Origin of the sequence: Microbacterium azadirachtae, from assembly GCF_000956545.1 — a bacterium.
In the GTDB taxonomy this organism is placed as follows: Bacteria; Actinomycetota; Actinomycetes; order Actinomycetales; family Microbacteriaceae; genus Microbacterium; species Microbacterium azadirachtae.
Genome location: NZ_JYIT01000086.1, coordinates 131,136 through 151,712, shown reverse-complemented (window position 1 = coordinate 151,712; position 20,577 = coordinate 131,136). Strand labels below are relative to the sequence as shown.

The window sequence follows — 20,577 nt, the reverse complement described above, 5'->3', positions numbered from 1 at the left end:
GGGCGGGCGCCTGCGCGCCGCCCACAGCCCTCTCAGACGTCCAGCCCGCGCCGCTTCAGCAGCGGGGCGATCTCCGCATCACGACCACGGAAGCCGCGGTAGGCCTCGAGCGGATCCTGGGAACCGCCGACCGCGAGCAGACGTCGGCGGAACCTCTCGCCGTTCGCGCGCGTGAGCCCGCCGTTCTCCCGGAACCACTCGACGGTGTCGGCATCCAGCACCTCGCTCCAGATGTACGAGTAGTAGCCGGCGCTGTAACCGCCGGCGAAGATGTGCGCGAAATAGGCGGACGAGTACCGCGTGGGCACGGCCGGGTCGGCGAGGCCGATGTCGACGAGGGCGTTCGCCTCGAACGCGGCGACGTCGTCGATCCGCATCCCCGCGCGCAGCGCGTGAAGCGCCTGGTCGAGCCAGGCCGCAGCGAGGTACTCGCTCGTCTCGAATCCCTGGTTGAAAGTCTCCGTCGCCTGCAGACGCGCGATCACGTCGGAGGGGAGGGGCTCGCCCGTCGCGTGGTGGCGGGCGTAGGCGCCCACGATATCGGGCCAGAGCATCCACATCTCGTTGACCTGGCTCGGGAACTCGACGAAGTCGCGGAACACCTCCGTCCCGGAGAAGTGCGGATACGTCACGTCCGAGAACAGGCCGTGCAGCGCGTGCCCGAACTCGTGGAACAGCGTGTTGACCTCGTCCAGCGTCAGCAGCGTGGGCTCGCCGTCGGCGGGGCGCGCCACGTTCAGGTTGTTCGCGACCACCGGCTTCGTGCCGCGGAGGGCGGACTGGCTCACGATCTCGTTCATCCACGCGCCGCCCCGCTTGCTGTCGCGCGTGTACAGGTCGAGGACGTACAGGCCGAGCGGCGAGCCGTCCTCCTGGAACACCTCGAACGTGCGGGCGCCGGGGTGGTAGACGGGGAGGTCGGGCCGTTCCTGGAACGACAGGCCGTACAGCCGGCCCGCCGCGGCGAACACCCCGTCCTGCAGCACCCGCTCCGCCTCGAACCAGGCCCGCAGCGCCGCGGTGTCGATGTCGTAGCGCGCCGTGCGCAGCTTCTCGGTGTAATAGGCCCAGTCATGCGCCTCGAGGGGGAACGGCTCGTCCTCCGTCTCGTCGATGAGCTGCTGCAGCGCGGCGCGCTCCGTCTCGGCGTTGCGCGCCGCGGGCGCGGCGAGGTCGCGCAGCATGCGCTCCACCGCCTCGGGGGTCCCGGCCGTCTCATCAGCCGTCACCGCAGCCGCGTGAGTGGGGTAGCCGAGCAGCGCCGCGCGCTCTGCGCGGAGCGCGACGATCTCGCTCAGGACGGCGCGGTTGTCGTGCTCGCCGCCGTGAGAGCCCCGCGACCGCGACGCCTCCATGATCCGGCGACGGCTCTCCCGGTTCGTCAGCACCGCCAGAGCCGGATGCCCGGTGAACAGGGGGAGTGCGATCAGGTACCCGCCGTCGAGGCCGCGCTCGGCGGCCGCCCGTGCCGCGGCCGAGAGCTCGCCGGCGCTCAGGCCGTCCAGCTCGGCGGGGTCCTCGAACACCACGGCGAGCTCATTGGTGTCGGCGAGGAGGTTCTTCTCGAACGTCGCACTCAGCGAGGACAGACGCTGATTGAGGTCGGTGAGGCGCACCTTCGCCTCATCGTCGAGGGCGGCGCCGGCGAGGGTCATCTCGCGGTGCCAGCGCTCGACGAGACGGCGCTGCTCGGGTTCGAGCGGCAGGACGCCGAGTTGCGCGTGCAGCTGCGAGATCCGCCAGTACAGGGCGGCGTTCAGCAGGATCGCATCGTGATGGGCGGCCATGAGAGGCGCGAGCTCCTCGTCGATCGCCTGGATCTCGGCCGTGGCATCCGCGGAGCTGACGGTGTAGAACGCATGCGCGACGCGGTCCAGCAGCTCCCCGCTGCGTTCGAGGGCCTCCATCGTGTTCTCGAATGTGGGCATCGAGCGCGCCATCGTGATCCGCCGGATCTCCGCCAGCTGCTCGTCGAATCCCTGCCGGAAGGCCGGCAGGTAGTGCTCCGCGCGGATGCGCCCGTAGTCGGGCACGGCGTAGGGCAGCGGGGAGGGCGTGAGCAGCGGATTCGTCTCGACCGTCATGCTCCGAGCCTAGGAGACGCCCCGGGGCGCGTGTGCACAGATCCCGGGGATCGGCAGCAGGTTTCCGCCGTCAGCGGGCGAGTCGCGTCATCACCCGGCCGAGCGCCTCCGCGGTGAGCCGTACGGAGCGACGACGCAGGTTCTCCGGGCGCGCGAGGACGTCGATCATCCGGTTCGTGCTGACGTACTGCAGCGGGCGCCGCACCACGGCGTCGGTGCCCGGCGACGTGTAGCGGGGGAGCACGCCGATCACGTCGCCGGTCGCGATCACCGAGGCGGCGACGCCGTAGTCGTTGATGCGGTGCACGATCTCCGCCGGCCGGTTCGTGATCGCGGAGATCGTGCGCAGCACATCGTCCGGGGAGTACCCGGCGCGGCTCGTCACCCAGCGCTCGCCCACGACGTCGGACGGCTGCAGCGATGCCCGCTGCGCGAGCGGATGCTCGGGGGACAGCGCCACGTCCAGGGGCTCGGCGGCGAGGGTGAGCACGCGGATGCCGGTCTTCGGCCACGGCGGGCTGTGCTCCATGCGGTGGGCCAGGACGAGGTCGTAGCGCGCCGTGAGAGCCGGGAAGTCGCTCTGCGCCACGTCCTCGTCGGTGAAGCGGATCGCGGGGACGTCCGGACCGGATCCGAGCTCGCGCAGAAGCGGTCCGAACAGCGCCTGGGCCGCGCTCAGGAAGCCGCTGATCGTCACCACGCCGCCCTCGGCCGCCTCGAACTCGTCGACGGCGGATCGGGCAGCCGCCATGGCGTCGAGCGCGGCGGCGCCCGCCTCCGCGAGGGCCTCACCGGCGGGGGTGAGCACGAGCGTGCGCCCCTGCTTCCTGGTCAGCGGGGCGCGGACGCCGCGCTGCAGCGCGGCAAGCTGCTGGGACACCGCCGACGGCGTCACCCGCAGCGCCTCGGCGACGGCGGTCACGCTGCCGAGAGCGCCCAGCTCGCGCAGGATCTGGAGCTGCTGCAACTGCATATGATCATTCAAGCATGTAGCGATGCTTAATGGTTACTCCAGAAGGTAGGGATTGATCTACAGGGTTGTTCGCGGTGGGATCGAAGCATGAAGGCTCTCTACAAGGACGGCCCGCACGCGGGCCTCGAGCTCGTCGACCGGCCGGACCCCGTGGCCGGACCCGACGAGGTGGTCATCCGCGTGCTGCGCACCGGCATCTGCGGCACCGACCTGCACATCCAGCGCTGGGACGACTGGGCGGCGTCCGCGGTGAAGGCGCCGCTGATCCCCGGTCACGAGTTCTACGGCGAGGTGGTCGAGGTCGGCCCCCTCGTGCACGACATCGCCGTCGGCAACCGGGTCTCGGGCGAAGGGCACATCGTGTGCGGCATGTGCCGCAACTGCCGGGCCGGTCGCCGCCAGATGTGCATCCGCACCATCGGACTCGGCGTGCAGCGCGACGGCGCCTACGCCGAGTACCTCACGCTGCCCGCCACCAACGTCTGGGTGCATCACTCCGACGTGACCCCGGAGCTGGGCGCGATCTTCGATCCCCTCGGCAATGCAGTGCACACGGCGCTCGCGTTCCCGCTCGTCGGTGAAGACGTGCTGGTCACCGGGTGCGGCCCGATCGGCCTCATGGCGATCGCGATCGCGCGGCACGTGGGCGCGCGCTTCATCGCCGCGACGGACGTGAGCGCGCCCCGCCTCGAGCTCGCCCGGCAGATGGGCGCGGACGCGGTCGTCGACGTGTCCCGGGAGGACATCCGGGATGCGCAGCGTGCACTCGGCATGCGCGAGGGCTTCGACATCGGCTTCGAGATGAGCGGGGCGCCGAGTGCACTCCCCGCGATGATCGACAACATGAACCACGGCGGGCGGATCGCGATGCTGGGACTGCCCACCGGCCCGTTCGGCGTCGACTGGGGCAAGATCGTCACCCATATGCTCACGGTCAAGGGCATCTACGGGCGTGAGATGTTCGAGACCTGGAACGCGATGGGCGCGATGCTGCAGACCAGCCCCGTGCTGCGCGAGTCGATCTCCCGCATCATCGCGGAGGTGCTGCCCGCCCGCGAGTGGGAGAAGGGGTTCGCGGCGGCGGCCTCGGCCGGCACCGGCAAGATCATCCTCGACTGGACCGAACTGTAGGAGACACGATGTACGGAGCATTCCAGCAGCACCTGGCGGCGGAGCTCGCCGGGATCGACGAGGCGGGCCTCACCAAGCACGAGCGCGGGATCCGCGGCCCGCAGCGGGCGGAGATCATCGCCGACGGCGCCGAGGTGCTCAACTTCTGCGCGAACAACTACCTCGGCCTCGCGGACGACGACCGCCTCGTCGCCGCGGCGAAGGGAGCCCTCGACGACTGGGGATACGGTCTCGCCAGCGTCCGCTTCATCTGCGGCACGCAGGAGCAGCACCTCGAGCTGGAGCGGCGTCTGTCGGGCTTCCTCGGCACCGATGACGCGATCCTGTTCTCGTCGTGCTTCGATGCGAACGGCGGGGTCTTCGAGACCCTGTTCACGGCCGAGGACGCGATCATCTCGGATGAGCTCAACCACGCGTCGATCATCGACGGCATCCGGCTGTCGAAGGCGCGCCGCCTGCGCTACCGCAACCGCGACATGGCGGACCTGGAGGAGCAGCTCAAGGCCGCCGCGGACGCGCGGTTCCGCGTGATCGTCACCGATGGCGTGTTCTCGATGGACGGCTACATCGCGCCCCTCGCCGACATCTGCGATCTCGCGGAGCGCTATGACGCCCTCGTGTTCGTGGACGATTCCCACGCGGTGGGCTTCATCGGGGAGCACGGCCGCGGCACGCCTGAGCTGTGCGGCGTCGAGGGGCGCATCGACATCTACACGGGAACGTTCGGCAAGGCGCTCGGCGGCGCGAGCGGCGGCTATGTCGCAGGGCACCGCGACATCGTGGCGCTGCTGCGCCAGCGCGCGCGTCCGTACCTGTTCTCGAACACGCTCGCCCCGTCGATCGTCGCCGGGACGCTGCAGGCCCTGGACCTCGTGGAGGGATCGGGGTCGCTCCGCGCCGAGCTGCAGTCCAACGCCGCGCTGTTCCGCCGCCGGATGACGGAGGAGGGCTTCGAGCTGCTGCCCGGCGAGCACCCGATCGTGCCCGTGATGTTCGGCGACGCGGCGCTGACGGCACGCATCGCCGCGGAGATGCAGAAGCAGGGCGTCTACGTCACCGCGTTCAGCTTCCCCGTGGTGCCTCGGGGCCTGGCGCGCATCCGCGTGCAGCTGTCCGCGGCGCACACCGCGGAGCAGGTGGAGCGCTGCGTCGCGGCATTCGTGGCGGCGCGCGCCGCTGCCGCCTGATCGTTCTGTTCGCAGCGCCCCTCCGATCCGCGCCACTCGGCGACGGCGACCGGAGGGGCGCTGCTCTGCGTCCTCCGCGCATCGCGCAGACAACGTGGATGCAAAGAAACTCTTGCAAAGAGATGCTTGCAAAGCTATCTTTGCATCATGACCTCGAACGAGAACCCCGCGCAGGAGACCGCGACGGATGAGATGCGCACCCTCGATGCGAGTGCTCTGAAGGCGCTCGCGCATCCGCTGCGGGTCAGGATCCTGGATCTGCTCGCCGAACGCGGCCCGCAGACCGCGAGCTCGCTCGCCGCGCTGATCGGGGAGAGCTCGGGCGTCACCAGCTACCACCTGCGCGCACTCGCCGCCCGCGATCTGATCCGCGAAGTCGCGGGGCGGGGCACGGCGCGCGAGCGCTGGTGGGAGCGCCCGCGCGGCCGGATGTCGTTCTCCGGACCCAACGACGAGATGACGCCCTCGGGCCGGGCGGCCGCGCAGATCGTCGAGGACGAGTTCTTCCGCAACCGGCACCAGCGCCTCATGGATCACCTGCACCGCCCCCAGTCGGAGGTGCCCCAGGAGTGGCGCGACGCGGCGCATCACATGACGACGATGCTCGACATGACCGCGCCGCAGCTGCAGGAGCTGGCGCAGCAGATCGACGCCCTCGTCGAGGCGGCCGTGCAGCGCTACCGGGGACAGACCGGTCCCGGAGTGCGACGGGTCACCGTCCGTGCCGACCTGTTCGATCTTCCCGACGGACGCCCCGAGGGCGCCGTCGCCCTCCGCACCACTGAGACCGAGGAGCTGTCATGACCGCCGCCACGCTGCACATCGCCGCGCCCACCTTCGTCGAGCGGACGGGACTTCGTATCGCCGACGCGATCACCATGCGGGTGCGCCGGCGCATCGAGCGCCGCGCCGAGCGCCGGCTGCTGGCGCTCGACCTGCTGCGGGAGCAGCAGTCGCGCCGGTCCGATCCCTACCTGCTCGAGCATGCGCTGCAGATGATCGGCTCGCGCTCGCGCTGAGGACGCGCCGACCGGGGCCGTCGGGAGGTCAGTCCTCGAAGGGCCGGACGACGACCTCGCCGGAGGCGGTGCGCAGCACTTCCCACCCGGTGTCGAGCTCGGCGATCGGCCGGCCCTCCAGCCAGGTGAGCGTCCAGGTGCCGCGCAGCACGTTCAAGGCCCCGGTCTGCAGGCTCAGGGTGCCGCCGGCCACGCTGAGCGCCTCCGCCTCGGCGATCGCCGGGCGCAGCGCCGCGGGGACCGAAGCCGGCGGCTCGGAACCCGCGGCCCAGCGCGTGCCGAGCTGCATCACGCCCCCTCGATGGGCGCCAGCTCGATGGCCGTGACGGCGAGATCGTCCGCCTCCGCGAAGGCGAGCTCGGCGATGCGGCCCACGGCGCGCAGGTCGTCGGCCGCCGCCTGGAGGGCGGCGATGTCGGCGACGGGCGCGCTGATCGTGGCCGAGGACACCGGGGTCTTCTGCGAGGCCTTGGCTTCGGTCTTCGCGCGGCGGATGCCGATCAGGGCCTTGCTCGCGGTCGCGAGGATCACCGGGTCCCCGGCCTCGGCCGAACCGGGCAGCGGACCGAGCGGCTCGGGCCAGGCCGCCGTGTGCACCGAGCCGTCCTCGAACCAGCTCCACGCCTCCTCGGTCGCGAACGACACGATGGGCGCGAGCAGGCGCAGCAGCGCGGAGAGGGCGAGGCGCAGGGCGAGGGCGGCGGAGGCCTGACCCACGTTCGTCCGGTCGTAGGCGCGCTCCTTGACGAGCTCGAGGTAGTCGTCGCAGAACGTCCAGAAGAACGCCTCGGTGATCTCGAGCGCCCGGGCCTGGTCGTAGTTCTCGAACGCCGCCGTCGCGTCGCGGATCACCTCGTCGAGGGTGGCGAGCATCGACGCGTCCAGGGCGTGGGTGATCTCGGCGCCCTCCGGCACGGGGAACGACAGCACGAACTTGGCCGCGTTGAGGATCTTGATGGCCAGGCGGCGGCCGATCTTCACCTGCGTCGGGTTCTGCGGGTCGAACGCGGCATCGGCCCCGAGGCGGCTGGACGCCGACCAGTACCGCACGGCGTCGGATCCGTGTGCGTCGAGGATGTCCGCCGGGGTGACGACGTTGCCCTTCGACTTCGACATCTTCTTGCGGTCGGGATCGACGATGAAGCCGCTGATCGCCGCGTTGCGCCACGGCGTGCGCCCGTCTTCGAGCGTCGAGCGCAGCATGGTCGAGAACAGCCAGGTGCGGATGATGTCCTGGCCCTGCGGACGCAGATCCATCGGCGAGACGAGATCCCACAGCTCGGCGTCGCGCTCCCAGCCCCCCGCGAGCTGCGGGGTGAGCGAGGAGGTGGCCCAGGTGTCCAGGATGTCCGCCTCCGCGTCGAAGCCGCCCGGCACGCCGCGCTGCTCCGCGGTGTAGCCCGCGGGCACGTCGGAGGTGGGGTCGATCGGCAGCGACGCGAGATCCGGGGTGAGCACGCGGTCGTAGTCGCGCTCGCCGTTCTCGTCGAGGGCGTACCAGAGCGGGATCGGCACGCCGAAGAAGCGCTGCCGCGAGACGAGCCAGTCGCCGGTCAGGCCGCCCACCCAGTTCTCGTAGCGGACGCGCATGAACTCCGGGTGCCAGCTCAGCTCGGCGCCGTTCGCGAGCAGCTGCTCGCGGAGCTCGGCGTCGCGCGCGCCGTTGCGGATGTACCACTGGCGCGTGGAGACGATCTCGAGCGGCCGGTCGCCCTTCTCGAAGAACTTCACGGCGTGGTTGAACGGCTTGCCGACGGCGGTCATCGCGCCCGTCTCCTGCAGCTTCTCCACGAGGGCCTTGCGGGCGGAGAACACCGTCTTGCCCGCCATGTTCTCCCCGTACCAGGCCGCGGCGTCCGCGTCCGTCACCGAGGCCGGGGCATCGGGCAGGAAGCGGCCGTCCAGGCCGATCGTGGTCATGTTCGGCAGGTCGCGGCCGTCGGTCGTGCGCAGCTCGCGCCACCACACGATGTCGGTCACGTCGCCGAAGGTGCAGACCATGGCCGCACCCGTGCCCTTGTCGGGCTGGGCGAGGTGGTGGCCGTGGATCTCGATGTCCGCGTCGAAGAACGGAGTGCGCACCTTGGTGCCGATGAGGTGCTTGTGCGGGCCTTCGGGGTGCGTCACGATCGCCACGCAGGCGGGCAGCAGCTCCGGTCGCGTCGTCTCGATGGTGATGTGCCCTGAGCCGTCCGCGAAGGGGAAGTCGATCGTGTGGTACGAGGCCTGCTGGTCGCGGTCCTCGAGCTCGGCCTGAGCGATCGCGGAGCGGAAGTCCACATCCCACAGCGTCGGGGCGAGCGACTGGTACGCCTCGCCGCGCTCCAGGTTGCGCAGGAAGGCGAGCTGGCTCTGGCGGATCGACTCGTTGGAGATCGTGCGGTAGGTCTGCGTCCAGTCCACGCTGAGGCCGAGCTGGCGGAACAGCGCCTCGAAGTGCTTCTCGTCCTCCTCGGTGAGCTTCTCGCAGAGCTCGATGAAGTTGCGACGGCTGATCGGGAGCTGGTCGGCGGCGCGGGAGGACTTGTTGTCGCCGCCCTCGAAGGGCGGGGTGAAATCGGGGTCGTAGGGGAGCGACGGGTCGCAGCGCACGCCGTAGTAGTTCTGCACGCGGCGCTCGGTGGGCAGGCCGTTGTCGTCCCAGCCCATCGGGTAGAACACGTTCTTGCCGCGCATGCGCTCGAAACGCGCCTTGATGTCGGTGTGCGTGTAGCTGAACACATGCCCGATGTGCAGGCTGCCGCTCGCGGTGGGCGGCGGGGTGTCGATCGAGAAGACGCCGTCCCGACCGCTCTGCGCGGCGCGGATCCGGTCGAACAGGAACGTGCCGTCCGTCGACCAGCGCTCACCCCACTTCGCTTCGAGGCCTTCCAGCGCGGGCTTGTCGGGAATCGCGTTCAACGACGACATGGATCTCCTCGTGCGATGTGTGCGGCACCGTGTGAGCGTGCCTGAGTGTGGGGTGTGCCGACAGTCTACCGGCCGGGCCCCGCGTCGCCGTCCCCGATAGATCCACTCTGTCCACAAACCGGTAGCCTGGAGTGTCCCGCACACAGCACTCCCGAGGAACCCCCATGCCTTCTCCGCTCCGGCGTCGAATCCTGCCCCTCGCCGCGCTCGCCGCGGCCGCCGCGCTCGCGCTGAGCGCCTGCTCCGGGTCGTCCGGCGCGGCGTCCTCCGACGCGAACGGCGAGCTCGTCTGGGGCGTCGACGGCAGCCTCCTGTCGGCGGGGAAGATGGATCCGCAGACCAGCCAGCTCGACGTGACCGCGATGGTGCAGCGGGCGGTGCTGGACTCGCTCGTGTTCCAGAAGCCCGACGGATCCTTCGTCCCCTGGCTGGCGAAGAAGTGGGAGGTCTCCGAGGACGGGACCGCGTACACGTTCCACCTGCGCGACGATGTGACGTTCACGGACGGCGAGAAGTTCGACGCGGCGGCGGTCAAGGCCAACTTCGATCGGATCGCCGATCCGGCCACCAAGTCCGCGCAGGCGGCGAGCATGCTCGGCGGGGAGCTGTACAAGGGCACCGAGGTGATCGACCCGACGACCGTGAAGGTCACCTTCTCGCAGCCGTACGCGCCCTTCCTGCAGGCCGCGAGCACGGCGCAGCTCGGCTTCTACGCTCCCCAGGTGCTCAAGGAGCACGCGGCCGACCTCGCGGCGGGCGGCAAGGGCGTCACCGTCGGCACCGGCCCGTTCCGGATCTCGTCCTACACGCCGGACCAGGAGATCGTGTACACCCGCAACGCGAAGTACTCCTGGGCGCCGGAGGGCATGAAGGCGCCGGAGTTCACGACGCTGCGCGTGCAGATCCTGCCGGAGGCCTCGGTGCGCAGCGGGTCCGTCACCTCGGGGGAGATCGACCTCGCGTCGCAGCTGCCGCCGAATCTCGTCTCCCAGGTCAAGGGGAAGGCGGCCGTGACCTCGGTGCGGGTTCCGGGGCTCCCGTACTCGCTGTTCCTCAACGAGAAGAACGGGGTGTTCTCCGACCAGAAGGTGCGCGAGGCGTTCACGCGCGCGATCGACGTCGACACGGCCGTGGACAAGATCTTCTTCGGTCAGTTCCCCCGCGCGTGGAGCATCCTCGGGCCGACCACCCCGGGGTACGACAAAGGCCTCGAGAAGAGCTGGCCGTTCGACAAGGACCGCGCGAACGCCCTGCTCGACGAGGCCGGCTGGACCCAGCGCGGCGCCGACGGCGTCCGCATGAAGGACGGCCACCGTCTCACGGCGAACTGGATCGCCTGGACCCCGGTCTCGGACGATCACGCCGCCCTCGCGAACGCCGTGCAGTCCGACCTCAAGGCGGTCGGCTTCGAGATCACGCGCGAGACGCTCGAGCCCGGCGCCTACAACGCCAAGTACGGACCGAAGACCTTCGACATCACCGACTGGGACTTCTCCGGCGTCGACCCCGACCTGCTGCGTCCGCACCTGGCCACGGACGGCTTCCAGAACGCGTCCTCGGTGAGCGACCCGAGGCTCGACCAGCTCCTCAAGGACGGCATCGCCACGACCGATGACGCCGCGCGCGCGAAGGTCTACGCGCAGGTCCAGGAGTGGAATGCCGAGCAGGATGCGATCGTGCCGCTCTACGTCACCTCGGCGATCACGGCGGCGGGCGAGCGGGTGTCGGACCTGACCTTCGACATCTACGGCCGTCCGCTGTTCTTCGGCACCAGCGTCAAGTAGTCGCATGCGGCCCCTGCTGCGCCGGCTCGGCGGCATCGCGCTGTCGATCGCGCTGGTGCTGTGGGGCGCCGCGACGCTGTCCTTCCTCGCCTTCCGAGTGCTTCCCGGCGACCCCGTGAGCGTCATGCTCGGGCCCCAGGCGCAGGTCGGTGAGGCGGTGAAGGACCGGATCCGCGCCGACCTCGGGCTGGACCGCCCGCTCTGGCAGCAGTACCTGTCGATGCTCGGGGATCTGCTGCGCGGAGACCTCGGCACCTCGTATCAGCTGCGGCTGCCGGTGAGCGAGGTGATCGGTCGCCAGCTCGGCGCGACGCTGCAGCTGACCGGCCTGGCGCTGGCCATCGCGGTGCTGCTCGCCTTCGCCGGGGTGCTCCTCGCGCGCCGGCCGTTCGCGCGCGGGCTGATCGCGACGGGCGAGCTGATCGTGCTCTCGTCGCCGGTGTTCTGGATCGGGCTGCTGCTGCTCACCGTCTTCGCGTTCGGTCTGGGCTGGTTCCCCGTCGCCGGCAGCCGTACCGGTGCGAGCCTGGTGCTCCCGGCGCTGACGCTCGCGCTGCCCGTCGCGGCGCTGCTCGGGCAGGTGGTCCGCGACGGGGTGGAGGCGGCGGAGCGCCAGCCGTGGGCTCTGACCGTCCGTGCGCGCGGGGCCGACCACGCCCGGCTCACCCTGCGGCACACGCTGCGCCATGGCTCGATCGGCGCGCTCACCCTCAGCGCCTACCTTGTGGGCTCCCTGCTCGGCGGGGCGGTGCTGGTGGAGACGGTGTTCGCACGCCCGGGCCTCGGCCGGGTCACGCTCGCGGCGATCACCGGCCGCGACCTGCCGGTCGTGACCGGAATCATCCTGTTCAGCGCGCTGGTGTTCGTCGTCGTGAACACCGCCGTGGAGCTCGCGGCGCCGTTCCTGGATCCGCGTCTGCGCGGTGCGCGCGTGCCGGCGGTCCCGGCGCTCGCACGCCCGGAGGATGTGGAATGACGGCCCTTCGGCGAGCACTGCTCGTCCTCGCGCTGCTCGTGCTGGCCCTCGTCGTGCTCGCGGCCCTCGCACCCGGTCTGCTCGCCCCTGCGGATCCGGTGCAGACCCATGTGCGCGACGCACTGCTCCCGCCCGGCCCCGGGCATCCGTTCGGCACGGATCAGAGCGGGCGCGACGTGTACGCGCGCGTCGTGCACGGCGCGGGGCGCTCGCTCGGGATCGGCCTGCTCGCGACCGTGCTCGCCCTCGTCACAGGCCTGCTCGTGGGATCGGCGGCAGGTATCGCCCCCCGGGTGGTGGACGTCGCGCTCATGCGCACCAACGACGTGCTCATGGCGTTCCCGGAGTTCCTGCTGGCGCTCGTGGTGGTGGCGATCCTCGGTCCGGGTACGGCGAACGTGGCGATCGGCGTGACCCTCGCCGCGATCCCCGTGTACGTGCGCCTCGCGCGCGCCCAGACCCAGGTGCTGCGCCGGGCTGAGCACGTCGAAGCAGCGCGGATCCTCGGCGTGGGCGCCTTCACCGCGTTCCGCCGCCACGTCGCCCCCGGCGTCCTGGGCTCGCTCAGCGTGCTCGCCACGATCGGCCTCGGATCCAGCATCCTCGCGGCCGCAGGGCTCAGCTTCCTCGGCCTGGGTCCGACGGAGCCCGCGCCGGAGTGGGGTCTCATGCTCGCCGGCGGGCGCAACGTGCTGGGGCAGGCCTGGTGGATCGCCGTCTTCCCCGGCGTCGCGATCATGCTCGCGGTGCTCTCGGCGACCTTCCTCGGGCGTGCTCTGCGCGCCCGCGCCGAAGGGAGGCGCGGATGAGCGGTGCACTGTCCGGCATCCGTCCTGCGCTGCGCGTGGCGGACCTGCGGATCGCGATCGGCGGACGTGCGCTGGTCGACGACGTGTCGTTCGAGGTCGCGCCCGGCGAGTGCGTCGCTCTCGTGGGCGAGTCCGGCGCGGGCAAGTCCCTCACCGTGCGGGCGCTGCTCGGGCTCAGTCCGGTCGGCGCGGCGGTGTCGGCGGCGACGCTCGACGTGGGCGGGGTGGACGCGAGGGCGCTGCCGGACCGCGCCTGGCGCGCGCTGCGCGGAACCCGGGTCGCCCTCGTCTCGCAGGACGCGCTGGTGTCGCTCGATCCGCTGCGCCGCATCGGCGCCGAGGTCGCAGAACCCCTCGAGATCCACGCGCGCCTCACCCGCGCCGAGCGCAGCGCGCGTGTGCAGGAGCTCCTGACGGATGTCGCGATGCCGGATCCGCTCCGACGCGCACGGCAGCGCCCGCACGAGCTCTCCGGCGGGCTGCGTCAGCGCGCGCTGATCGCGAGCGCCCTCGCGGGGGATCCCGCGCTGCTGATCGCCGACGAGCCGACGACCGCGCTCGACGCGACGGTGCAGGCCCGCGTGCTCGCCCTGCTCCGTCTCATCACGGACGCGGGCACCGCCGTGGTGCTGGTGAGCCACGACATGGCCGCGGTGCGCAGGATCGCCGACCGGGTCGTGGTGCTGCGCGGCGGCCGCGTCGTGGAGCAGGGGACGGCGGCGCAGCTGCTCGCCGCGCCCAGGGAGGACTACACCCGGGAGCTGGTGCGCGCCGCGGCGCCGACGCCGCGAGCGCTCGACGGGGACGACGCCGAGGTGCTCGCCACCGTGACAGGGCTGCGCAAGCGCTTCGACCGGCCGGTGCTGCGGGACGTCGCGTTCTCACTGCGACACGGGCGCACCCTGGGCATCGTGGGGGAGTCGGGATCGGGTAAGACCACCCTCGCCCGCATCCTCATCGGCGTCGAGCGCGCGGACGACGGCGTCATCGCGTGGGCCGGGGGCACGCGGCCCAGGATCCAGCTCGTGCACCAGAACCCGCTCGGCGCGTTCGACCCGCGCTGGACGATCGGACGCTCGCTGCGCGAGGCGCTCGCCGCGGGAGGCGCGCCCCGCACGGTGCGCCGGGAGCGCGTGGCGGCGCTGCTGCGCGAGGTCGACCTCGACCCAGGGCTCGCCGCGCGGCGCCCGGCGGAGCTCTCCGGAGGGCAGCGCCAGCGTGCGGCGATCGCCCGCGCTCTCGCCGCGGATCCGGAGGTCCTCGTGCTCGACGAGCCGGTGTCCGCCCTCGACGCGACCGTGCGCGCACGGATCCTCGCGCTGCTGGACCGTCTGCAGCGCGAGCGCGGCCTGACCATGGTGCTGATCTCGCACGACCTCGCGGTCGTCGCCGCCGCGGCGGAGGACGTGCTCGTCATGCAGGACGGCGCGATCGTCGAGCAGGGACCGTCCGCCGCCGTGCTCCGCGATCCGCAGCACCCGTTCACCCGGGAGCTGGTCGCCGCCTCCGGGCTCGACTAGTCCTGCACGTCGATGCCGGCGGCCTGCGCGAACACGGAGGCGAGCGACTCCACCTGACGGCCGGTCAGCGTGGCGCCGCGCAGAGCCGTCACATCGAGGAACGCCAGGGCGTCGAGCCCGCGCAGATCCAGGGAATCGGCACGCAGACCGCGGGTGTCGACCTCGTCGACCCTGCTGCGCTCGAACCGCACCCGGGTCATCGTGGCGGAGGGGAGATCCAGCGTCGCCACGGTGCAGTCGGCGATGAGGGAGTCCTGGACCCTGGCCGCGGCGAGGGAGAGGTAGTCGACGCGGGCGTGCTCGAGGATCAGCTCGGCGACGTGCGCGCCGGAGAGATCCAGCGTGCCGATCCGGCCTCCGGCGATGCGCAGCCGCCGGATCGTCGCGTCCCGGAGCGACAGCACGGGGGTCCTGGCGTCGGCGATCTCGACGTCGAGCAGGGTCGCGCCGGTGAGGTCGACCCGGTCCGCGGAGCCGCACAGCACGCACTGCTCGAACTGCGCGTGCGCGAGATCCTCGGCGAGCGGGATCCGCTGGCCCAGATGGTCGCCGTGCCGGCGGCCCTCGGCCTCGGCGAGCTCCTCCGGCAGATCCGGTGGCGAGACGCGGGGCGGCAGGGGGCGTTCGGTGCTGCGGGCCATGCCACGACCCTACGGCGGCCCGCCGACAGCCGTACCCGGCCGGCGTCGCCGCAGTGCGGCACCGGGCTCCGCGACGACGCTCCGCAGGAGGCGGATCGACCGGCAGAAGGCGGATCCGCGCGGGATCTCCTCGTCCGGGGGCGATCCGCCTGATCGCGGTCGCCCCGGGAGGACGTAGACTGGGCGCACGAGCATCGATCCGGCCATCACCGGGGAGCTCTCGGAAGAACGCTTCGACACGCTCAGCGCAGGCGCAGCCGGCTGAGCGGCCGAGTCAGTAGAACCGAGCGGGGCAGGCCCGTCACAGCCGCAGTGAGAGTGGTTCTCGGCCCAGGTCGAGAGCAACGCAGGGTGGTACCGCGGTCCTCGGCTCGACGCAGCACAGGATCGTCCCCGCGAGCAGCATCCGCCACCGACACTGCGAGACACGATGACCTACCCGCGCACCTCTCCCACCGGATCCTCCTTCGGCCCGGCCGCCGTGACCCCGAGCCCGCGCTTCCCCGAGATCGAGCGCGAGGTGCTCGCGTTCTGGGAGGCCGACGACACGTTCCGCGCGTCGATCGCGCAGCGCGAGGGCGCAGAGGAATGGGTCTTCTACGACGGCCCGCCGTTCGCCAACGGCCTGCCCCACTACGGTCACCTGCTCACCGGCTACGCGAAGGATCTGTTCCCGCGCTTCCAGACCATGCGGGGCAAGAAGGTCGATCGCGTGTTCGGGTGGGACACGCACGGCCTGCCGGCCGAGCTCGAGGCGATGAAGCAGCTCGGGATCACCGAGAAGGACGAGATCGAGCAGATGGGCATCGACGTCTTCAACGCGAAGGCGCGCGACTCGGTGCTCGCGTACACGCACGAGTGGCAGGACTACGTCACCCGGCAGGCGCGCTGGGTCGACTTCGAGCGCGGCTACAAGACGCTCGACCTGAGCTACATGGAGAGCGTGCTCTGGGCGTTCAAGACGCTCTACGAGAAGGGCCTCGCCTACGAGGGGTACCGCGTGCTGCCGTACTGCTGGCGCGACGAGACCCCGCTCTCGGCGCACGAGCTGCGCATGGACGACGACGTCTACAAGGAGCGCCAGGATCCGTCCGTCACCGTGAGCTTCCCGCTCACCGGGGAGAAGGCGGCCTCCCTGGGCCTCGGAGGCGTGCGCGCCCTGGCCTGGACCACCACGCCGTGGACCCTGCCGACCAACCTCGCGCTCGCCGTGGGGCCGGAGATCGCGTACGCCGTCGTCCCGGCCGGGCCGAACGGAGCGGCCGAGGGTGCGCAGGGCGACCGCTTCCTGCTGGCCCGCGACCTCCTGGGCGGCTACGCCAAGGACCTCGGCTACGAGAGCGCGGAGGACGCGCTCGCCGCGGTGCAGCAGACGGTGACCGGAGCGGAGCTCGGCGGCGTGACCTACGAGCGCCTCTTCGACTACTACGCCGACACCGCGACCTGGGGCACGGAGAACGCCTGGCAGATCCTCGTCGACGACTACGTCACCACGAGCGACGGAACCGGGATCGTGCACCAGGCGCCCGCGTACGGCGAGGACGACCAGCGCGTCGCCGGCGCCGCCGGGATCCCGACGATCCTCTCGCTCGATGAGGGAGGACGCTTCCTGCCGCAGGTGACCGATGTCGCGGGCGAGCTGTGGATGGACGCGAACACGCCGCTCGTGCGGCTGCTCCGTGCGTCCGGACGGCTGCTGCGGCTGCAGAGCTACCTGCACTCGTACCCGCACTGCTGGCGCTGCCGGAACCCCCTCATCTACAAGGCCGTCTCGAGCTGGTTCGTCCGCGTCACCGACTTCAAGGACGAGATGCTCGCGAACAACGAGCAGATCACCTGGGTGCCGGAGAACGTCAAGCACGGCCAGTTCGGCAAGTGGCTCGAGGGCGCGCGCGACTGGTCGATCAGCCGTAACCGCTACTGGGGATCCCCGATCCCGATCTGGAAGAGCGACGACCCCGAGCACCCGCGCGTCGACGCCTACGGCTCGCTCGAAGAGCTCGAGCGCGACTTCGGGCGCCTTCCGCGCAATGCGGAGGGCGAGGTCGACCTGCACCGCCCGTACATCGACGAGCTGACCCGGCCGAACCCCGACGACCCCACGGGGCGGAGCACGATGCGCCGCATCGAGGACGTCTTCGACGTGTGGTTCGACTCGGGATCCATGCCGTTCGCGCAGGTGCACTACCCGTTCGAGAACCAGGAGTGGTTCGACTCGCACTCGCCGGCCGACTTCATCGTCGAGTACATCGGCCAGACGCGTGGGTGGTTCTACCTCATGCATGTGCTGTCGACGGCGCTGTTCGATCGCCCGGCGTTCACGGGTGTGAGCTGCCACGGCATCGTGCTGGGCTCCGACGGCTACAAGATGTCGAAGTCCCTGCGTAACTATCCCGACGTCTCCGAGGTGTTCGACCGGGACGGATCCGACGCCATGCGCTGGTTCCTGATGTCGAGCTCCGTGCTGCGCGGCGGCAACCTGTCCGTGACGGAGGAGGGGATCCGCGCCGGCGTGCGCGAGTTCATCCTGCCGCTGTGGAACTCCTGGTACTTCTTCGCCACCTACGCGAACGCGGCGGGCGGTCCCGACGGCTCCGGGTACGAGGCGCGCTGGCGCACCGACTCGACCGACGTGCTGGACCGGTACATCCTCGCCCGCACCGGCGATCTCGTGCGCGGCGTGCAGGAGGACCTCGAGGGCCTCGACTCGACCACGGCGGCCTCGCGCCTGCGCGACTTCGCCGAGGTGCTGACGAACTGGTACATCCGCCGTTCCCGGGATCGGTTCTGGGTGGGTGTCGACCCGTCCGACCCCACGACGACCGAGGCGTTCGACACGCTCTACACGGTGCTGGAGACGCTGACGCGCGTCGCGGCGCCACTCGTGCCGCTGGTCGGCGAGCGCGTCTGGCAGGGGCTCACCGGCGGGCGCAGCGTGCACCTGGCCGACTGGCCGGATGCCGAGCTGTTCCCGCATGCCGACGACGTGCGCGACGCGATGGACGCGGTGCGCGAGCTCTCCAGCGTCGGCAACGCGCTGCGCAAGAAGGAGAAGCTGCGGGTGCGGCTGCCACTGGCCCGTTTCACCGTGGTCACCCCGCAGGCCGCGGCGCTGGCGCCGTTCGAGGACATCCTCCGCGACGAGCTCAACGTCAAGGCGGTCGAGCTGGTCGCCCAGGGCGAGGGCACCGCCGCGGAGTACGGCATCAGCCACCGCCTCAGTGTCAACGCCCGCGCGGCGGGTCCGCGGCTCGGCAAGGACGTGCAGCGGGTGATCCGCGCCGCGAAGGACGGCTTCTGGACCGAGGAGGGCGGCGTGGTGACCGCCGACGGGATCGCGCTGGAGCCGCACGAGTACGAGCTCGCGCTGGAGACCACGGGGCGGCCCGAGGGCGAGGCGCTCGCCGTCGTGCCGACGGGCGGCTTCGTGCTGCTCGACACCGCGACGACGCCCGAGCTCGAGGCCGAGGGCCTCGCGCGCGACGTGATCCGCGCCGTGCAGGACACCCGCAAGAACGCCGACTTCGACGTGAGCGACCGGATCCGGCTGCAGCTGCGCTTCGACGACGCGGACGACGCCACGGCGGTCCGCAGCGCGTTCGACGCCGCCGGGGTCGCCGAGGAGACGCTCGCCGTCGAGGCGGTCGTCCTCGAGGCGGGGGCGGACTTCGCCGTGGCCGAGTTCGTGGCGGACATCGCCGCGGGCACCTACGCCAACCGCGGCGGGTTCTCCGTCGCCGTGAGCCGGATCGGAGACGCATCGTGAGCGATGATCGCGAACGCGCTGACGCCGTGTACGCCGCGCTGCTGGAGCGCGCGGGGGAGCGGTGGGTGCAGCCCCGCAAGGAGCGCACCGCGCGCCTGCTCGAGCTCCTCGACGACCCGCAGAAGACGTACCGCGTCGTGCATCTCACCGGCACGAACGGCAAGACGTCGACCGCGCGGATGATCGAGAGCCTGGTGCGCGCGCACGGCCTGCGCACCGGACTGTTCACGAGTCCGCACCTGGAGCGCTTCACGGAGCGGATCATGATCGACGGCGAGCCGATCGCCGACGCCGCCGTCGCCGACGCCTGGGAGGAGATCGAGCCCTTCGTGGGGATCGTCGACGCCGAGCTCGACGCGGCCGGGGATGCGCCCCTGACGTTCTTCGAGCTGCTGACGGTGCTCGCGTTCGTCGCCTGCGCCGACGCCCCGGTCGACGTGCTCGTGCTCGAGGTCGGCATGGGCGGATCCTGGGACTCGACGAACACCGCCGACGGCGACGTGGCGGTGTTCACGCCCATCGACCTGGATCACGCGGACCGGCTCGGCGACACGATCGAGAAGATCGCGGAGGTCAAGGCCGGCATCATCAAGGACGGCGCGGCCGTCGTCTCCTCGCGGCAGGCGCCGGAGGCCGAGGCGGTGCTGCGCCGTGTCGCGGCCGAGCGGGACGCCTCCATCGCGTTCGAAGGGCAGGACTTCGCGCTCGTCGAGCAGCGGCTCGCGGTCGGCGGGCAGCAGATCACCGTGCGCGGGCTCGCCGGCGAGTACCGCGAGGAGTACCTGCCGCTGTACGGCGAGCACCAGGGCTTCAACGCCGCGCTCGCGATCGCGGCGGTCGAATCGCTCATCGGCGGGTCGCAGCGCGCCATCGTCGGCGACGTGCTGGCTGAGGGCTTGCAGGGCGCGACCTCGCCGGGGCGCCTGCAGCTGCTCGGCGTCGCGCCGACCGTGATCGTCGATGCCGCGCACAACCCGCACGGTGCCAGGGCGCTCGCCGCGGCTCTGAAGGACAGCTTCGACTTCGACGAGTGGGGGCTCGTGCTCGGCGTGCTCGGCGACAAGGACGCGGCGGGCATCGTGCAGACGCTGCTGCCGGCCGTCGAGCACGTGTTCGCGACAGCGCCCGATTCGGATCGCGCCAGCGATCCGGACGCACTGGCCGATCTCGTCGAGCGCGTGGGAGGGCGGGCGACCGTGCACCCGGCGCTCGTCGAGGCGGCCGACGCGGCCCGCGAGTGGGCGGCGTCGGCGGATCGCCGCGCCGTCATCATCGCCGGATCCGTCGTGCTCGCCGGTGAGGCGATCGCCCTCGCCGAGGACGAGGACTGGAAGAGCGGATGGCGGGCGTGACGGGCGCGCCGCAGGGTCGTCGGCCCGCGGGCCGGCGCGCCCGTGCGCCCCGCGGGCTCGCCCAGAAGCTCGGATCGATCGTGCTCGTGTTCGAGGCCGTCGTCGTGGGACTGGCCGGCCTGACCGTCTTCGGGCTCAAGGCCCTGGGGCCCGACATCGAGCCCTGGTGGGGCATCGTGGGCGGCGCGGTCGTCGCGCTGGCGATGATCGTCGCCGCCGGCCTGATGGGCAGCCGGGCCGGAATCGTGATGGGATGGATCCTGCAGGTCATCGTCCTGCTGTCCGCCTTCCTGGTGCCCGCGATCGGTCTGGTCGCGATCGTCTTCGGCGGCATGTGGACCTACGCGATGATCGTCGGCGGCCGCGCCGACCGCGCCGCGGCCGCACATCCCTCAGCCCCCGCTCATCCGACAGAGAGTGACTGA

General features: G+C 71.4%; 16 protein-coding genes. 11 read left to right on the top strand and 5 right to left on the bottom strand.

Translation table 11 applies throughout. From position 1 onward, the window contains the following. Positions 1 to 32 precede the first annotated feature (32 nt). On the bottom strand, positions 33 to 2,084 hold the full coding sequence (locus RL72_RS18215) for a M3 family metallopeptidase (RefSeq protein WP_045252298.1): 2,052 nt from the start codon (positions 2,082 to 2,084) through the stop codon (positions 33 to 35). Positions 2,085 to 2,154: 70 nt separating this feature from the next. Continuing rightward, positions 2,155 to 3,057 (bottom strand): LysR family transcriptional regulator, encoded by a 903-nt coding sequence (locus RL72_RS18210; RefSeq protein ID WP_045252297.1) that lies wholly within the window; start codon positions 3,055 to 3,057, stop codon positions 2,155 to 2,157. An 87-nt stretch (positions 3,058 to 3,144) separates the two neighbouring features. Between RL72_RS18210 and tdh the strand changes: the two genes are divergently transcribed. From tdh to RL72_RS18190, 4 genes are all read left to right on the top strand, one after another. Continuing rightward, complete coding sequence (gene tdh / locus RL72_RS18205) at positions 3,145 to 4,188, top strand: L-threonine 3-dehydrogenase (RefSeq protein ID WP_045252296.1); 1,044 nt, start codon at positions 3,145 to 3,147, stop codon at positions 4,186 to 4,188. Between the two features lie 8 nt (positions 4,189 to 4,196). Then, positions 4,197 to 5,375 (top strand): glycine C-acetyltransferase, encoded by a 1,179-nt coding sequence (locus tag RL72_RS18200; RefSeq protein WP_045252295.1) that lies wholly within the window; start codon positions 4,197 to 4,199, stop codon positions 5,373 to 5,375. A 147-nt stretch (positions 5,376 to 5,522) separates the two neighbouring features. Continuing rightward, a complete protein-coding gene (locus RL72_RS18195; RefSeq protein ID WP_045252294.1) occupies positions 5,523 to 6,179 on the top strand; it encodes an ArsR/SmtB family transcription factor in 657 nt (218 codons plus the stop codon). Continuing rightward, positions 6,176 to 6,394, top strand: coding sequence for a hypothetical protein (locus RL72_RS18190; protein WP_045252293.1), 219 nt, complete (start codon positions 6,176 to 6,178; stop codon positions 6,392 to 6,394). Before RL72_RS18195 ends, RL72_RS18190 begins: the two co-directional genes overlap by 4 nt. 28 nt (positions 6,395 to 6,422) lie before the next feature. Here RL72_RS18190 and RL72_RS18185 read toward each other — a convergent pair whose 3' ends face one another. Next, positions 6,423 to 6,683, bottom strand: a complete 261-nt coding sequence (locus RL72_RS18185; RefSeq protein ID WP_045252292.1) for a hypothetical protein — start codon at positions 6,681 to 6,683, stop codon at positions 6,423 to 6,425. After that, complete coding sequence (gene valS / locus RL72_RS18180; RefSeq protein WP_045252291.1) at positions 6,683 to 9,304, bottom strand: valine--tRNA ligase; 2,622 nt, start codon at positions 9,302 to 9,304, stop codon at positions 6,683 to 6,685. Before valS ends, RL72_RS18185 begins: the two co-directional genes overlap by 1 nt. A 164-nt stretch (positions 9,305 to 9,468) precedes the next feature. Here valS and RL72_RS18175 point away from each other — a divergent pair, with 164 nt between their 5' ends. From RL72_RS18175 to RL72_RS18160, 4 genes are read left to right on the top strand one after another with little or no spacing between them, the layout of a single operon-like run. Continuing rightward, positions 9,469 to 11,088, top strand: a complete 1,620-nt coding sequence (locus RL72_RS18175; RefSeq protein WP_045252290.1) for an ABC transporter substrate-binding protein — start codon at positions 9,469 to 9,471, stop codon at positions 11,086 to 11,088. A gap of 4 nt (positions 11,089 to 11,092) precedes the next feature. Further along, positions 11,093 to 12,064 carry an ABC transporter permease gene (locus RL72_RS18170; RefSeq protein WP_045252289.1) on the top strand — a complete coding sequence of 324 codons (972 nt, stop codon included), beginning with the start codon at positions 11,093 to 11,095 and terminating at the stop codon, positions 12,062 to 12,064. Then, complete coding sequence (locus RL72_RS18165) at positions 12,061 to 12,873, top strand: ABC transporter permease (RefSeq protein WP_045252288.1); 813 nt, start codon at positions 12,061 to 12,063, stop codon at positions 12,871 to 12,873. Before RL72_RS18170 ends, RL72_RS18165 begins: the two co-directional genes overlap by 4 nt. Further along, a complete protein-coding gene (locus tag RL72_RS18160; protein ID WP_045252287.1) occupies positions 12,870 to 14,393 on the top strand; it encodes an ATP-binding cassette domain-containing protein in 1,524 nt (507 codons plus the stop codon). Before RL72_RS18165 ends, RL72_RS18160 begins: the two co-directional genes overlap by 4 nt. Here RL72_RS18160 and RL72_RS18155 read toward each other — a convergent pair. Next, the gene (locus RL72_RS18155; protein WP_045252286.1) at positions 14,390 to 15,034 is read right to left on the bottom strand and encodes a pentapeptide repeat-containing protein; all 645 of its coding nucleotides are present in this window, start codon (positions 15,032 to 15,034) and stop codon (positions 14,390 to 14,392) included. The genes RL72_RS18160 and RL72_RS18155 overlap by 4 nt on opposite strands. Before the next feature lie 430 nt (positions 15,035 to 15,464). Between RL72_RS18155 and ileS the strand changes: the two genes are divergently transcribed. The 3 genes from ileS to RL72_RS18140 are packed head-to-tail and all read left to right on the top strand — an operon-like array spanning position 15,465 to position 20,577. Next, entirely contained in the window at positions 15,465 to 18,800 is a 3,336-nt protein-coding gene (ileS, locus tag RL72_RS18150) for an isoleucine--tRNA ligase (RefSeq protein ID WP_045252285.1), read from the top strand. Further along, positions 18,797 to 20,152 (top strand): bifunctional folylpolyglutamate synthase/dihydrofolate synthase, encoded by a 1,356-nt coding sequence (locus RL72_RS18145; protein ID WP_045252284.1) that lies wholly within the window; start codon positions 18,797 to 18,799, stop codon positions 20,150 to 20,152. Before ileS ends, RL72_RS18145 begins: the two co-directional genes overlap by 4 nt. After that, positions 20,149 to 20,577 carry a DUF4233 domain-containing protein gene (locus tag RL72_RS18140; RefSeq protein WP_374703405.1) on the top strand — a complete coding sequence of 143 codons (429 nt, stop codon included), beginning with the start codon at positions 20,149 to 20,151 and terminating at the stop codon, positions 20,575 to 20,577. Before RL72_RS18145 ends, RL72_RS18140 begins: the two co-directional genes overlap by 4 nt.

Excerpts from the sequence above, each read along its gene's own strand:
- RL72_RS18195 (WP_045252294.1), top strand. The coding sequence starts at position 5,523 with ATGACCTCGAACGAGAACCCCGCGCAGGAGACCGCGACGGATGAGATG.
- RL72_RS18165 (WP_045252288.1), top strand. The coding sequence starts at position 12,061 with ATGACGGCCCTTCGGCGAGCACTGCTCGTCCTCGCGCTGCTCGTGCTG.
- tdh (WP_045252296.1), top strand. The coding sequence starts at position 3,145 with ATGAAGGCTCTCTACAAGGACGGCCCGCACGCGGGCCTCGAGCTCGTC.
- valS (WP_045252291.1), bottom strand. The coding sequence starts at position 9,304 with ATGTCGTCGTTGAACGCGATTCCCGACAAGCCCGCGCTGGAAGGCCTC.
- RL72_RS18175 (WP_045252290.1), top strand. The coding sequence starts at position 9,469 with ATGCCTTCTCCGCTCCGGCGTCGAATCCTGCCCCTCGCCGCGCTCGCC.
- RL72_RS18215 (WP_045252298.1), bottom strand. The coding sequence starts at position 2,084 with ATGACGGTCGAGACGAATCCGCTGCTCACGCCCTCCCCGCTGCCCTAC.
- RL72_RS18190 (WP_045252293.1), top strand. The coding sequence starts at position 6,176 with ATGACCGCCGCCACGCTGCACATCGCCGCGCCCACCTTCGTCGAGCGG.
- RL72_RS18210 (WP_045252297.1), bottom strand. The coding sequence starts at position 3,057 with ATGCAGTTGCAGCAGCTCCAGATCCTGCGCGAGCTGGGCGCTCTCGGC.
- RL72_RS18185 (WP_045252292.1), bottom strand. The coding sequence starts at position 6,683 with ATGCAGCTCGGCACGCGCTGGGCCGCGGGTTCCGAGCCGCCGGCTTCG.
- RL72_RS18160 (WP_045252287.1), top strand. The coding sequence starts at position 12,870 with ATGAGCGGTGCACTGTCCGGCATCCGTCCTGCGCTGCGCGTGGCGGAC.
- RL72_RS18170 (WP_045252289.1), top strand. The coding sequence starts at position 11,093 with ATGCGGCCCCTGCTGCGCCGGCTCGGCGGCATCGCGCTGTCGATCGCG.
- ileS (WP_045252285.1), top strand. The coding sequence starts at position 15,465 with ATGACCTACCCGCGCACCTCTCCCACCGGATCCTCCTTCGGCCCGGCC.
- RL72_RS18200 (WP_045252295.1), top strand. The coding sequence starts at position 4,197 with ATGTACGGAGCATTCCAGCAGCACCTGGCGGCGGAGCTCGCCGGGATC.
- RL72_RS18155 (WP_045252286.1), bottom strand. The coding sequence starts at position 15,034 with ATGGCCCGCAGCACCGAACGCCCCCTGCCGCCCCGCGTCTCGCCACCG.